Genomic DNA, 13,217 nt, shown 5'->3' on the forward strand with positions numbered 1-13,217 from the left:
TGGGCGGGTGGAGTCCTTCAATCTCGGGGCCGTGCTGTTCGTCCTCCTGCTGCTGCTGTGGCTGGGCTATGCCCTGCCGCGCACCGCGGCCCGCCGCGACGTGATGGGGCGCGCCCGCGCATCCCAGGACGCCGCGTCCCCCTCCGCCGCCCGCGATCTCTCCGCGGCCGTCCACACCGCCCGCCCTTCCCGTGAGGTGAGTTCCCGCATGTCCCAGGACCGTCTGCTGATGCGCCCCGCCGATCCCACCAGCCGCCCCCGCTTCGACGCCGAGCCGGGCGAGCGCCTGGACCCGCTGGCCGAGCGCGCCCGCTCCCGCCGCACCCTCGGCCTCGTCCTCGGTGGCCTGATCGTCGCCACCCTCGCCCTCGCGGGCCTCGCCGTCGCCGGAATGGTCCACTGGGCCCTGCCCGTCGTCGCCGGCGTGGGCCTGACCGCCTACCTGGTGGGCCTGCGTCGCGCCGAGCTGCAGCGCCGCACCCGCCTGAAGCGCGCCGCGGCGCTGGCCAAGATCGAGGAAGCCGACCGCGTCGAGGCGCAGAAGGCCCTCGAGCGCGAGCGCACCGCGACCGCCGCGCCTCGCACGGACCTCGAGGACACCGCCGAGCGCGCCACCGTCCAGGTCACCACCCCCGGCGAGTGGATGCCGCGGCCCGTCCCGCAGCCCACCTACACCCTGCGCGGCGAGGTCGACGACCTCGCCACCCGCCACGCGGCCCACCGCGCCGGCATGCGCCAGGGCGGCACCCCGCTCGAGCGCGAGGGCATCGAGGAGATCGAGGCCAAGGACGAGGCGATCGCCGCGCCCGCGGTCGACCTCCACCTCGACGAGATCCTGGAGCGCCGCCGCGCCTGAGCGGACACTCGCAGGCCACGGGGCCGGGACGCATCGCGCGTCCCGGCCCCGTCCTCGTGTTGAGGATCGTCTGTGCTGAGGCGCGGCTCGATAGGCTGGCGGCGATGAGCACCGCACCCCGCCCCGAGGCCCCGTCCGTCCCCACCGCGGAGGTGCCGGCCCCCGCCGAACTCCTCCGCATCGCCGAGTCCGCCGCCGCGGAGGCCGCCGACTACCTGCGCTCCCTGGACCGCGACCACATCTCCCGCGAGTACAAGACCTCCAGCCAGGACATCGTCACCGAGCACGACCGCGCCAGCGAGGAGATCATCGTCGCCGCCCTGCGCCGCGAGCTGCCCGGTTGCCGCATCGTCGGCGAGGAGGGCGGGGAGCGTTCCGCGGACGATGACGCCCCGGGGTCCGGTGATCCCGCGGACGTGGTGACGTTCTACGTCGACCCCATCGACGGCACCAGCAACTTCGCGTCCGGCCTGCCCCTGTTCTGTGTCTCCATCGGCATCGCGGTGGGGGAGGAGCTGGTAGCCGGGGTGATCGACGCGCCCATCCTCGGGGAGGTCTTCACCGCCGCCGACGGCCCGATGATGGTCAATGGTGTCCCCGTCGAGCCGCGCGCCACCCGCCCCGCCCGCGACGCCCTGGTGCTGTCCGGCTTCCCCGGCCACCGCATCAGCCGCGAGCTGCCCGAGCAGGCCGGCCGGATGAACATCGCCGTGCACGAGGAGTTCTCCGCCGTGCGCCACCTCGGCACCGCCGCCCTGGAGCTGGCCTACGTCGCGGCCGGCCGGGCCGACGCCACGGCGCTCGCCTCCATCAACGCCTGGGACATCGCCGCCGGCTTCCACCTGCTCACCCGCGCCGGCGGCTCCCTCCGCACCTGGCCCGGCACCGGCCCCGCGGACCGCCCCGACCACCTGCGCCCCGCCTACGCGGCCTGTACCGGCCCCGAGCGCCTCGAGCTGCTGGACACCCTGCTGGACGAGGTGCAGGCCCTGCGCGACGCCCGGGTATGAGCCCGGTGGCGGGCCTGTGATCCTCGTCAAGGCCCGCCCCTGAGCGGGCGGACGGCCCCTGAGCAGTGCTAATCTGTCGTGGTCGCTCGACGACATGGGGCTATGGCGCAGTTGGTAGCGCGTCTCGTTCGCAATGAGAAGGTCGGGGGTTCGAATCCCCCTAGCTCCACTTCTGGCCTGAGCCGCGACATCCTCGACCGAGGGTGCCGCGGCTCAGGTTTTTTCGTGAGTTCTCGGGTTGCGAGACAGGCGACTGTTCGGCTCGGCTGATTCCGCTTGACCCCGCCCTTGGGGGAAGCCGTGGGGTGGGTGCAGATGGCGGGACCGCCGCCGTCCCCGTATCGACAGGAGCATTCCGATGACCCTCAGCGTCTCCACCCAGGACCGACCCACGATCCACTACGTCGGCATCCCCGTCACGGCCCGGTACTCCGAGTTCGGCGCACCCGACGGGCCCAACGACATGGTGCCGCGCGTCTTCCAGTGGCTTGCGGAGCACCAGATCGTGCCGCAGAGCGGCCCGCTGTTCGTCTACCGCCACGTGGGAGGCCCCGAGGATCCGGTGGACCTCACCGTCGCGGTCCCCGTCGCCGAGCCGGTGACGCCCACGAACGGTCTCGTGCTCGGCAGCCTGCCCGCCGGCACCTACATCGTCGGCCGATATGAGGGGGCGCCGGATGAGATCCCCGCCGCGGACGCCGAGGTGAGGACCTGGGCCGAGACCCACGGTCACCGACTCGAGGCGGCACGGGACGACCACAGAACCCCCTGGACGGGCCACGCGGAGCACTACCTCACGGACCCGGCCGAGGAGCCCGACACCTCCCGATGGGTGACCGAGCTGCTCTACGCGACCGCGTGAGCGCACAGTCGGACGAAGCCACGGCGATCGAGGAGAGGCGCGGAACCATGAGCGGCCACCTGACCATCGGCGAGTTCGCGACGGCCACGTGGCTCTCGACCAAGGCGCTGCGCCTCTACGACGAGAAGGGCCTGCTCACGCCCGACGCCACGGACCCGCATACGGGGTACCGGCGGTACAGTCGGGCGCAGGTGGAGACCGCCCGGCTCATCACCCTGCTCCGTCGCCTCGACATGCCCCTGGACCAGGTCCGGGAGGTGGTGGGACGGGACCCGGGGGAGCGGGCGGCGCTGATCGCCCGGCATCGCGAACGCGAGGCGGAGCAGCACGCCCGGCGACAGTCCCTGGCCCGGTACCTCGAAGGCGCCCTCGACGCCGGGTCCCTCACCGGGCAGGGGCAGTCGGCCGTGGCGGCGTACGAGGTCTCTCTCCGCGAGGTTCCCGCGGTCGCGCTCCTGACGGCGACCCGTCACACCGCGGCCAAGGACCTCCCCGACGTCATCCGGGAGCAGGCCGCCCGGCTCGTCGCCTTGGCCGAGGACCGCGGCGGCGTGGCGGGTCGGCTCAGCGTGATCTACCACGGGCAGGTCGGCTGGGAATCCGACGGCCCCGTGGAGGTGTGCGTCCCGATCGGGGACCCCGAGCGGGCGCACCGGATCGAGCCCGCCCACCGGGAGCTGTTCACCCGGGTCCGCAGGGAGGACGTCCAGTTTCCGGGCATCCTCGCCGCCTTCGACGCGGTCCAGCTGCGTGCCGCCCACCTCGGACTCACGCCCGCGGGACCTCCCCGGGAGGTCTACGTGCCCGTTGCGGACGAGGAGGTCCCCCGCTGCGACGTCGCGCTGCCCCTCTCCGGTCCGGTGACCTGAGCGCTCGGGGACCGGATCGAGACCCTTGACGTCCCGGGACAGGGACTCAGTTCCTCTCACCCGGGCCAGCTCCTCGAGGCCCATCCGCTCCCGGCTCGTGCCGGGGGACGCCGTGCCCGCGTCCCCGGGTGCGGCCACTCCGAAGGCGGTCATCGAGGTCACCTCCCCATGGCGGGCATGGAGAACTTCGCGGCAATGCCCGCGCGGTCGAAGGCGCGGAACTGGTGGGCGTCCAGGCCCATCGCGAGGCCCTGGATCGTCATGTGCGCCACGGCCTGGCCGAGGTCGTAGCGGGAGAACTCCGAGAACTCCCACTGCGGGGAGTCCTCGACGAGCACGTGCGCCAGGTTCACGACCCGCAAGGACGGCGAGATGGCCGCGGTCGGATCGAAGCGCGTCGGGCTGAATCGACCGGCCAGCGCCGGATGCAGAGCAGGGGCCTCGAGGCTGTCGCAGAGTGCCATGTCGTCAGTCTCCTGCGTCCACGCCGCGGTGCGCGAGTGGCACGCTGAGGTCATGGCATCCCCGCAGACCCTCAGCGAATCGGACCGGCGGATCGTGGCCCTGTGGGCGGCGGACTGCGCCGAGCGGGCGCTGCCGCTGTTCGAGGCCGAGGGATCCGGGGACGGTCGGGCACGCGAGGGGATCGAACGGACCCGCGCCTTCGGCCGGGGAGAGCTGGACGCGGCCGGGGAGATCCGGCGACGTTTCGAGGCGGGACGTGCCGCGCGGTCGGTGAGCGCCCCGGCCGCCGTCGCCGCGGCGCGCGCCGCCGGCCAGGCCTCGGGCGTCGCCCACATGGGGGCTCATGCCCTGGGAGCTGCGGCGTATGCCGCCAAGGCCGCCGCGCTCGCCGGCGATGACGCCGAGGCGGCGCGCCGTGCGGAGGTGCAGTGGCAGATCGAGCACCTGGGTGACGACGCCTGCGCAGCCCTCGCGCGGCTGCCGCTGCTGGGGGAGGACTCCTCCGGTCCGCTCGGACCGGGCCTGCTGACCGCCGCCTCGCTGGCCGGGACCGTCCGGGAGATCCAGGCCGAGGTGCAGTCCGCGTCTCGCGCCTGACACCAGAGACGCAGGGAGAATGGGCTGATGGACGAGACCGCCGACCACGACGCCCACATCGCCGCCGCGGCAGGGCTCACGGCCACCAAGACCGGCGTCGCCTTCACGCCCCGTCGGCCGATCCCCGCGGTCCTCGTGGAGCGCCTGGTGCTCTCCTCCCGGATCGTCCTCGGGGTCTGAGAGCCCTCGGTCCGCCAGGGCAGCGCTGGCCTGCCAGGATGGGGCGCATACCCGCCGATCCTGCGCACCCTGCCCCGACTTCCCTCGCGGAGCTCAACGACGTCGACCGCCTCGACGCGCAGACGCGGGAATGGGTGGCCGAACGCATCCGGCGCCTGGAGGCCGACGACCGGCGCAGCGCCGACACCCACCTGCTGCGCCTCGACCTGCCCGAGGACTGGGGCATCGAGGTCTACCTCAAGGACGAGTCCACCCACGTCACCGGCAGCCTCAAGCACCGCCTGGCCCGCTCCCTGTTCATGTACGCCCTGGTCAACGGCTGGCTGCGCCCTGGCATGAACGTCATCGAGGCCTCCTCCGGATCCACCGCCGTCTCCGAGGCGCACATGGCCCGGCTGCTCGGCGTGCCCTTCGTGGCGGTGGTGCCCCACTCCACCAGCGCCGCCAAGATCGCGCTCATCGAAGGGGAGGGCGGGCGCTGCCACCTGGTCGAGACCGCCGAACAGATGGCCCCGGAGGCCCGGCGCCTGGCCGGGGACACCGGTGGCCTGTTCATGGACCAGTTCACTTTCGCCGAGCGCGCCACCGACTGGCGCGGCCACAACAACATCGCCACCTCGACCTTCGAACAGCTGGCCGAGGAGCCGCATCCCATCCCGCGCTGGATCGTGGTCGGTGCCGGCACCGGCGGCTCCAGCGCCACCCTCGGCCGCTACGTCCGCTACCACCGCCACGCCACCGGCCTCTGCGTCGCCGACGTCGAGAACTCCGCCTTCTTCCCCACCTGGCTGCACGGCGGCACCGGCATCGACACCGGCCGCGGCTCCCGCATCGAGGGCATCGGCCGGCCCCGCAGCGAACCGAGCTTCCTGCCCGAGGTGGTCGACCGCATGATCCAGGTGCCCGACGCGGCCTCCGTGGCCGGTGCACGCCACCTCTCCGCGGCGCTCGGCCGCCGCGTCGGCGCCTCCACCGGCACCAACCTCGTGGCCGTCGCCCGGCTCGTCACCGAGATGCGCCGCCGCGGGGAGAGCGGCAGCATCGTCACCCTGCTGTGCGACAGCGGGGACCGCTACCGCGACACCTACTTCGACGACGACTGGGTGGCAGCCCAGGCCTGGGACCTCGACCCCTGGCTCGCCGAGCTGGAGGCCGCGCTGCCGGGGCCGCGCCCGGTCTGAGCGCCGGATCGGATCAGGCCGGCGGAAGGCCCGATCCCGACGACTCCGCCCCCGACGTCTCGGTCCCCGACGTGTCGATCCCGGACGTCTCGCCGGCGGCGTCCAGCACCCCCACGCTCCGCCAAGCCTCCGCGATCGCGGTGTGCTCCGCGCTGTCCTCGCCGTAGCGCTCGGCGGCGCGGGTGAGGGTGAGGCCGGCGAAGGTGGCGAAGTCGGCGTCCTGGGGGATGCCGCGGCCGGTGATCGTGTCGTACCAGACCTGCCCGGCGCGCTCCCAGGCGTTCCCGCCGAGGGCGGTCGCGGCCAGGTAGAAGGCGTGGTTGGGGATGCCGGAGTTGATGTGGACGCCGCCGTTGTCGTTCTCGTCGTCGTGGGGGAGGACCACGTAGTCGTCCATGGTGGCGGGCTGCGGGTCGGTGCCCAGGCGCGGGTCGTCGTAGGCGGTGCCGGGCGCCTTCATCGAGCGCAGCGCCTTCGCGTTCACGCCCGGCACGAAGATGTCCTCCCCGATCAGCCAGTCCGCCTCCTCGGCGCTCTGACCGAGCAGGCGCTGCTTGACCAGGGAGCCGAACACGTCGGAGACGGACTCGTTCAGCGCCCCGGGCTGGGCCACGTAGGTGAAGCCGGCCGTGTACTGGGTGAGGCCGTGGGCCAGCTCATGGGCGATCACGTCGAGGCTGTCGGTGAAGGAGGAGAAGATCTCCCCGTCGCCGTCCCCGAACACCATCTGCGCGCCGTCCCAGAAGGCGTTGGCGAAGTCGCGGTCGTAGTGGACCGTGGCGATCAGCGGCAGGCCTTCGTCGTCCAGGGAGTTGCGGCCGTAGACCGCGGCGAGCAGATCGAACGTGTGACCGAGCCCGTCGTAGGCCTCGTTCACGGACTCGTCGCCGGTCGGCTCGGCGCCCTCGGCGCGCACCAGGGTGCCGGGCAGCTCGGTGGTGTGCTCGGCGTCGTGGATGCGGCGCTCCGGGGTGGGAGTGCCGGTGGCGGCGGGCGCCTCGGCCTCCGTTACGGCGCCGGTGAGGTTGCCGGGCACGAAGCCGGTGGCACCCGGGGTGGAGCGGCCGGACCCGCTGGAGCCGCGCACCCGTCGCAGACCCCCGACGCGCTGGCGGCTCTGCAGGGATCGCCGCGCCATGCGGGCCACCTGCGGGTCGGCGTCCTGGGCGAGGTGCTGCAGCAGGTGCGGCGGGACGATGCCGCACACGGCGGCGGCGGATGCGTCGGTGGGGGAGAGGCGGGCGGGGTCTGCGGTGTGTCGAGCCATGTTTCACCCTCCCGCAGGGGTCCGACGAACGACAGCGATCCCGCCCGATCCGACCGGTCGGACGGCGTGACCCCGAGTGCCCGGTTCGAGACCGTTCCGAGACCCGTCGTGCCGCGTCGCATCGTCGATCGCTGCTGGTCGGCCGGGAGAATCGACGGTGCCGTCCACCCGTGCCGTCTCGGGACGCCGCACGGCCGCGGGGCGGCATCCCCTCTCCCGTCGCGAAGGCCCTCTCCCCATGACCTCCCGCCTCCCCGCCCGAGTGCGCTCCTTCTCGCGCGGCCAGAAGATCGGCCTCGGCGCCCTCGTCTCCTGCTGCGGCTGCTCCGTCCTCGCCGTCCTGCTGATCATCGCGCTCGGCGTGCTGGGAGCGGTGCTCGATGCCGAGGACACCGTGACCGCTCCGGCCCCCACCGCGACCAGCTCGGCCGCCTCGGATGATGGCGAGCCGACCCCCACCCCGGACACCAGCACGGCGCTGGGGGTGCTGGCCGCGCTCGAGGTCAAGGGCCGCGCCCCCAAGACCGGCTACGAGCGGGACCTGTTCGGCTGGCGGCAGGACGTGGACGGCAACGGCTGCGACACCCGCAATGACGTGCTGCGCCGCGACCTGCGCGACATCCTGTTGGTGCACGGCACACAGGGCTGCGTGGTGCTCTCCGGCGAGCTCGCCACCTCCCCGTACAGCGGGGACGCCGTGGACTTCGTGAAGCAGGACGACCCGGCGCTGGACATCGACCACGTCGTCGCCCTGTCGGACGCCTGGCAGACCGGCGCCGACTCCTGGGACGAGCAGACGCGGCACGCCTTCGCCAACGACCCGCTGAACCTGCTGGCCGTCGAGGACGACCTGAACTCCCAGAAGGGCGACGGCGACGCCGCCACCTGGCTGCCGCCGAACAGTGGCTACCGCTGCGAGTACGTGGCGCGGCAGATCGCGGTCAAGGAGAAGTACGAGCTGTGGGTGAAGCCCGCCGAGGTGGATGCCATGACCGAGGTGCTCACCGACTGCCCGGAGCAGCCCGCCTTCGCCGACGACCAGGCCGTGCCCGCGCCCGGCGAGGGGGAGGGGGCGCGCGAGGAGCCCTCTCCCACGCCCGAGCCGGAGCCCACGACCGAGGAACCCGAGCCCACCACGGAGGAGCCGGAGCCGACGACGGAGGAGCCGGAGCCGACCACGGAGGAGCCGGAACCCACGACACAGGAGCCGGAGCCCTCCACGGAGGCACCCGCCGAGGAGGAGTCCGAGGACGACGGCGGCTCGGTGTACTACGAGAACTGCGACGCGGTGCGCGCCGCGGGGGCCGACCCGATCATGGCCGGTGACCCCGGCTACTCCCGCAAGCTCGACCGCGACGGGGACGGCATCGGCTGCGAGTGACCGCCGCCGCGGGGGGGAGATCAGCCTTCGCCCTCGATGATGTCCTTGAGGACGGTGGTGGCGCCCATCCCGTTGGGCCAGCCGGCGTAGAAGGCCAGCTGCAGCAGCGCCTCCTGCAGCTCCTCGTCGGTGACGCCGTTCTGGCGGGCGTAGGCGAGGTGGAACTGCAGCTGCTCCATCTTGCCCATCGCGGTGAGCGCCGCGACGGTGACCAGACTGCGGTCGCGGGTGGACAGGCCCTCGCGCTCCCACACCTCGTCGAACAGGACGCGGTCGGTGTAGTGGACCATCCCGGGGGCGAAGTCGCCGAAGGCGTTCTTGCCGCCGGTCCACCCGCCCTCGGTGCCCTCAGTGCTCTCGGTGCTCTCGGTGCTCTCGCTCATGGTTTCTCTCCTCTGCGGTGGGTGTCCTCGACGCTAGGCGTGTCGTCGCCGACGAGGGAGGCCCTGGGAGGGCACCCCTTCGATGCCCCGGGCTCCCCGAGATCTACGTTCGGGTTGCTGTGAGCGCTCAGGGCAACCCGAAAGTCGTTCTCGACGGCCTGGCCCCGCTCAGTCCGGCACGTGCTCGTCCAGGAACTCGAGCAGCAGCCGGTTGGTCTCCGTCGGGTTGTCCTGGTTGGCGTTGTGGGAGGCCGTGGGGATCACGGCGTAGCGGCAGTGCGGGTCGCGGGCCGCCCAGGCGGGGACGGAGCGGGCGATGGTGCCGGTGCGGTCCTCGGCGCCGTGGAGCAGCAGGATCGGCTGGGTGATGCGGTAGCCGGGCTCGGCGTGGAGGCAGGTCGCGACGCCCTCCCAGATCCGCAGGAAGTCCCGCTTGCCGATCACGCCGATGGCTCCCCCGGCGTAGGCCTGGACGGCGGGGTCACGGGCGGTGGAGCGCGCGACCACCTGCGTCAGCAGCCGCCACGGCCAGGGGCGGAACCACCACGGCGAGCTGCGCAGCGCCCAGTCCTCCGCGCGGCTGATCGGCAGGGTCAGGCAGGTGGAGCCGATGATGACCAGCGCCGCGACCCGCTCGGGGTGGCGGAACACCAGCTCCTGGGCCACGTATCCGCCGAGCGACTGCCCACCGGCCACGACGGGCCCGGTCACGCCGAGATGGTCGAGCACGGTGAGCAGGTCTTCCACCAGCAGCGGCACCGTGAAGGGCTCCGCGCCGAGGGGACGGGAGGCGCCATGGCCGCGCAGGTCCCAGGTGATCACCCGGTACCCGGCCGCCGTGAGGGCGGGCACCTGGGCGTCGAACATGCGGTGGTCCATCGTCGCGCCATGGGTGAGGACCACGACCGGGCCGTCGACGGGACCGCTGTCCCAGACGTGCACGGTGGCCCCGATGACGGGGATCTGGTGCTCGGTGCTGCGCTGCTCGGCCATGCTCCACGGTATCCGGCCCCCGGGCGCCAGCACCCCGTCGCCGAGCACTTCGAGAGTGCGTGAATGAAAGTTCCCCGACGCAGTTCCGAAGAGTTCGGCGTCCGGGGCGGATCGTGGGGCCGGGTGGGAGAGGGGGACGGCGTCGGCGCCGGCAACGGGGTGGAGAGGCGGGCCGCCAGGGCTTCGGGGTGGCGCGCCCGCTTCGTCATGACATGGGTGATCCTGATCGTCTCGGGGATGCTGGAGGCCGTCTGGGCCACCGCGCTGTCCGACTCACAGGGTTTCAAGCGCCCCGTCCCCACCGTCGTCTTCCTCGTCGCCATGGCGCTGAGCATGGCGGGCCTCGCCGTCGCCATGCGCGAGATCCCCACGGGCACCGTCTACGCCTTCTGGGTGGGCATCGGCGCCGCCTTCACCGTGGGCTCCGTGATGGCCACCGGCGCCGAGGCGGTCTCCGCCGCCAAGATCGTGTTCCTGCTCGGCATCATCGGCGGCGTGATCGGCCTGAAGCTGGTGCCCAGCCCCGCTGCCAGCGAGGAGCCCGCTCCCGACGAGGAGCCTTCCGCGCGCTGAGGCGACACCGGGACGGCCGGCCGTCGGGGGAATCGCCCCCGCGGCCGCGCTTCCCGGGGGCCAGCGCCTCAGCCACCTGTCCCGGTGAGGAAGCGATCCAGTTCCCGCGCCGCGCGGCGACCCGCCCGGTTGGCGCCGACCGTGGACTGCGAAGGCCCGTAGCCCACCAGGTGCAGTCGCGGCTCGGCCGCCACCCGGGTGCCGCGCAGCACGATCCCGCCTTCCGCATTCCGCAGGCCCAGCGGGTCCAGATGAGCGATCGACGGGGTGAAGCCGGTGGCCCAGAGGATCGCGTCGAGCTCCGTCACCGTGCCGTCGACCTCGACCACGCCCTCGGGCACGATCCGGGTGAACACCGGATGCCGCACCAGCACGCCGCGCTCCCGGGCCGCCACGGCCGCCGGGAACCAGCCGAGCCCGGTGTAGGAGACGACGCTGCCTGTGGGGTGCCCGGCCTCCACGTCGGCGGTGACGCGGGCGATCACCGCACGGCCCGTGGTCTCCGGCTCGAACGGGCCCTCCCGGAAGACGGGCTCGCCCCGCGTGTACCAGCGGGTCCGGGCGACGCGGGAGATCTCCTCGAGGTGCTGGATCGCGGAGATCCCGCCGCCCACCACGGCCACCCTCTGCCCGGCGAACTCCTCGGCGGCGACGTAGTCCCGGGTGTGCAGCCGGCGGCCGCGGAAGGTCTCGGCACCGGGGAACGCGGGCAGGCGAGGGCTGTTCCAGGTGCCGCTGGCGTTGATGACGCCGCAGGTGCGCCAGGTGCCCGCCGTGGTCTCCACGAGCAGGTCGCCGTGCGGGTCGGCATCGGCCTCCCTCACCGACCGCACGCGCACGGGCCGCAGGATCGGCAGGTCCATCGCCTGCTCGAAGCGGGAGAAGTAGGCCGGGACGGCCTCACGGCTCGGGGCGGCAGGGGCGACGGGCTCCTGCGCCATGCCGGGCAGGTCGAAGATGCCGTTGACGGTCTCCATCGTCAGGGAGGCCCAGCGGTGCCGCCACGCCCCGCCGGGGGCGTCCTCGGCGTCCAGCACCACCACGGACCGCTCCGCGCCCGGCTGCTCCAGGGCGCTCACGAAGCCGCGGCGGAGCAGGTGGTACCCGGCGGACAGCCCGGCCTGCCCGGCGCCGATCACCACCACGGTGGCACGGCGCTCGGGGGAGGCGGGGGAGGGGTGGCTCATGGCCCGGCAACGATCACCCGCTGCCGCCGATTCCCACCGGCCCCAACGGGGAGGCGCAGGCCACGGTGACGCACCGGGCCGGCATCGGGCCGCCCGAGCAGCGTCGCCGCCACGCGGCCACGGGATCGGCGATCATGTCCTCATGAGTGAGCCCGCCGTCGTCCTCGTCCACGGCACCCGCACGTCCTCCCGCCAGTGGGACCCGCAGGTGCCGGGGCTGCGGGCCGCCGGGTACCGGGTGATCGCCCCCGACCTGCCCGGGCACGGCACCCGCACCGCCGAGCCCTTCACCCTGCGCGCGGCCGCCGACGCGATCGCCGAGGCCGTCGCCTCCGCCGGTTACCGCCCCACCCACCTGGTCGGCACCTCGCTGGGCGGGATGCTCGCCATCCACGTCGCCGCCAACCGCACCCTGCCGCAGCTGGTCTCCCTGATCGCCGCCGGCGCCGCCGTGCAGCCCGGACCCCGCTCCGCCGCCCTCTACGGAAAGATGCTCGCCGGTCTCGACCGGGCCCCCCGGACGCGGCACGCCCACCTGCTCGGCGCCCGCTCCGGCCCCGAGGTGATCGCCCCCGCCATGCGCGCCGTCGCCGCGCTCGACCTGCGAGCCGACCTCGCCCGCATCGACGTGCCCGTCATCATCCTCAGCCCCCGCTTCGACCAGCTCCGCGTCCAGGAGCGGGCCTTCGCGGCCGCCGCCCCGCAGGGACGGCTCGAGGTGCTGCCCTACGGCACCCACCTGGTGAACCTCTCCCGGCCGCGCCGCTTCACCCGCGACCTGGTCCGCCTGCTCGGCGAGCTGGACCGGGAGCGGGCGCTGAGTCGCGACCCGCGCCGCGGCCCGTAGGCTGGCCCTATGGACCGCCCCACCCTCCGCGTCGGCTTCGTGCCCGGTGTCGAACCCGACCGCTTCCTGCGCCGCTGGAAGTCCGGGCGCCGCGCCGCCTGGCTCGAGCTGACCCCCGTGCCCTGGTCCCGCCAGACCGAGGCGATCGGCGCCGGGGAGGTCGACATGGCCTTCGTGCGGCTGCCGATGGCGACCCGCGAGGAGCTGCACGTGGTGGCGCTGTGGGAGGAGCGGCCCGCCGTCGTCGTCGGCGACGAGCATCTGCTGAGCGTCGCCGAGGAGCTGACCGAGGCGGACCTGGCGGGGGAGACGGAGATCCCCGCTCGCCACCTCGACGACGCCAAGGAGCGGGTGGAACTGGCGGCCAACGGTATGGGCTACGCCCGGATGCCGCTGTCCCTGGCCCGCCTGCACCACCGCAAGGATGCCGTGCACCGGCCGCTGGCCGATGCCGACCCCACCCGCATCGCCCTGGTGTGGCCCCGCGAGGCCGATGACGAGCTGCGCCAGGAGTTCGTCGGCGTGGTCCGCGGACGCACCGCCCGCAGCGGCCGCTGACCCGTCAC

Annotated in this window: 16 protein-coding genes and 1 tRNA gene; 12 read left to right on the forward strand and 5 right to left on the reverse strand. The window is 73.6% G+C overall.

Annotated elements, in window-relative coordinates; translation table 11 throughout:
- The first annotated feature begins 7 nt into the window (after window positions 1-7).
- From OM98_RS08935 to OM98_RS08955, 5 genes are all read left to right on the forward strand, one after another.
- The gene (locus tag OM98_RS08935) at window positions 8-856 is read left to right on the forward strand and encodes a hypothetical protein (RefSeq protein WP_010534279.1); all 849 of its coding nucleotides are present in this window, start codon (window positions 8-10) and stop codon (window positions 854-856) included.
- Window positions 857-960: 104 nt separating this feature from the next.
- Window positions 961-1,866 (forward strand): inositol monophosphatase family protein, encoded by a 906-nt coding sequence (locus OM98_RS08940; protein WP_010534280.1) that lies wholly within the window; start codon window positions 961-963, stop codon window positions 1,864-1,866.
- A 96-nt stretch (window positions 1,867-1,962) separates the two neighbouring features.
- Window positions 1,963-2,035: transfer RNA gene (locus tag OM98_RS08945), tRNA-Ala, on the forward strand.
- Between the two features lie 189 nt (window positions 2,036-2,224).
- Window positions 2,225-2,728 (forward strand): GyrI-like domain-containing protein, encoded by a 504-nt coding sequence (locus OM98_RS08950; protein ID WP_010534281.1) that lies wholly within the window; start codon window positions 2,225-2,227, stop codon window positions 2,726-2,728.
- A 47-nt stretch (window positions 2,729-2,775) separates the two neighbouring features.
- The gene (locus tag OM98_RS08955) at window positions 2,776-3,597 is read left to right on the forward strand and encodes a MerR family transcriptional regulator (protein ID WP_010534282.1); all 822 of its coding nucleotides are present in this window, start codon (window positions 2,776-2,778) and stop codon (window positions 3,595-3,597) included.
- A gap of 158 nt (window positions 3,598-3,755) precedes the next feature.
- On the opposite strand, the gene OM98_RS14545 is transcribed toward OM98_RS08955, so the two are convergent.
- The gene (locus tag OM98_RS14545) at window positions 3,756-4,061 is read right to left on the reverse strand and encodes a nitroreductase family protein (RefSeq protein ID WP_175285968.1); all 306 of its coding nucleotides are present in this window, start codon (window positions 4,059-4,061) and stop codon (window positions 3,756-3,758) included.
- 52 nt (window positions 4,062-4,113) lie between these two features.
- On the opposite strand from OM98_RS14545, the gene OM98_RS08965 reads away from it, so the two are divergent.
- Genes OM98_RS08965 through OM98_RS08970 form a run of 3 tightly spaced genes read left to right on the forward strand, consistent with a single transcriptional unit; the run spans window position 4,114 to window position 6,020 of the window.
- Entirely contained in the window at window positions 4,114-4,659 is a 546-nt protein-coding gene (locus OM98_RS08965; RefSeq protein WP_010534284.1) for a putative immunity protein, read from the forward strand.
- A 27-nt stretch (window positions 4,660-4,686) separates the two neighbouring features.
- On the forward strand, window positions 4,687-4,839 hold the full coding sequence (locus OM98_RS15870; protein ID WP_010534285.1) for a hypothetical protein: 153 nt from the start codon (window positions 4,687-4,689) through the stop codon (window positions 4,837-4,839).
- A 38-nt stretch (window positions 4,840-4,877) separates the two neighbouring features.
- Window positions 4,878-6,020 carry a PLP-dependent cysteine synthase family protein gene (locus tag OM98_RS08970; RefSeq protein ID WP_083837752.1) on the forward strand — a complete coding sequence of 381 codons (1,143 nt, stop codon included), beginning with the start codon at window positions 4,878-4,880 and terminating at the stop codon, window positions 6,018-6,020.
- 13 nt (window positions 6,021-6,033) lie between these two features.
- Here OM98_RS08970 and OM98_RS08975 read toward each other — a convergent pair whose 3' ends face one another.
- Window positions 6,034-7,287: a M4 family metallopeptidase gene (locus OM98_RS08975; protein WP_010534287.1), complete on the reverse strand. Its 1,254-nt coding sequence runs from the start codon at window positions 7,285-7,287 to the stop codon at window positions 6,034-6,036.
- Window positions 7,288-7,525: 238 nt separating this feature from the next.
- Between OM98_RS08975 and OM98_RS08980 the strand changes: the two genes are divergently transcribed.
- Complete coding sequence (locus tag OM98_RS08980; RefSeq protein WP_010534288.1) at window positions 7,526-8,668, forward strand: GmrSD restriction endonuclease domain-containing protein; 1,143 nt, start codon at window positions 7,526-7,528, stop codon at window positions 8,666-8,668.
- Between the two features lie 20 nt (window positions 8,669-8,688).
- Here the strand turns inward: OM98_RS08980 and OM98_RS08985 are convergent, their stop codons facing one another.
- Both OM98_RS08985 and OM98_RS08990 read right to left on the reverse strand, forming a co-directional pair.
- Window positions 8,689-9,051 carry a carboxymuconolactone decarboxylase family protein gene (locus OM98_RS08985; RefSeq protein ID WP_010534289.1) on the reverse strand — a complete coding sequence of 121 codons (363 nt, stop codon included), beginning with the start codon at window positions 9,049-9,051 and terminating at the stop codon, window positions 8,689-8,691.
- A gap of 168 nt (window positions 9,052-9,219) precedes the next feature.
- The gene (locus OM98_RS08990) at window positions 9,220-10,044 is read right to left on the reverse strand and encodes an alpha/beta fold hydrolase (RefSeq protein ID WP_010534290.1); all 825 of its coding nucleotides are present in this window, start codon (window positions 10,042-10,044) and stop codon (window positions 9,220-9,222) included.
- A gap of 207 nt (window positions 10,045-10,251) precedes the next feature.
- Here OM98_RS08990 and OM98_RS08995 point away from each other — a divergent pair, with 207 nt between their 5' ends.
- The gene (locus OM98_RS08995) at window positions 10,252-10,617 is read left to right on the forward strand and encodes a DMT family transporter (protein WP_029362788.1); all 366 of its coding nucleotides are present in this window, start codon (window positions 10,252-10,254) and stop codon (window positions 10,615-10,617) included.
- A gap of 68 nt (window positions 10,618-10,685) precedes the next feature.
- Here the strand turns inward: OM98_RS08995 and OM98_RS09000 are convergent, their stop codons facing one another.
- On the reverse strand, window positions 10,686-11,804 hold the full coding sequence (locus OM98_RS09000) for an NAD(P)-binding domain-containing protein (protein WP_010534292.1): 1,119 nt from the start codon (window positions 11,802-11,804) through the stop codon (window positions 10,686-10,688).
- A gap of 142 nt (window positions 11,805-11,946) precedes the next feature.
- On the opposite strand from OM98_RS09000, the gene OM98_RS09005 reads away from it, so the two are divergent.
- Both OM98_RS09005 and OM98_RS09010 read left to right on the forward strand, forming a co-directional pair.
- Window positions 11,947-12,651 carry an alpha/beta fold hydrolase gene (locus OM98_RS09005; protein WP_010534293.1) on the forward strand — a complete coding sequence of 235 codons (705 nt, stop codon included), beginning with the start codon at window positions 11,947-11,949 and terminating at the stop codon, window positions 12,649-12,651.
- Window positions 12,652-12,660: 9 nt separating this feature from the next.
- A complete protein-coding gene (locus tag OM98_RS09010; RefSeq protein ID WP_010534294.1) occupies window positions 12,661-13,209 on the forward strand; it encodes a LysR substrate-binding domain-containing protein in 549 nt (182 codons plus the stop codon).
- Window positions 13,210-13,217 lie beyond the last annotated feature (8 nt).

Origin of the sequence: Brachybacterium squillarum M-6-3, from assembly GCF_000225825.1 — a bacterium.
GTDB classification, from domain to species: Bacteria; Actinomycetota; Actinomycetes; order Actinomycetales; family Dermabacteraceae; genus Brachybacterium; species Brachybacterium squillarum.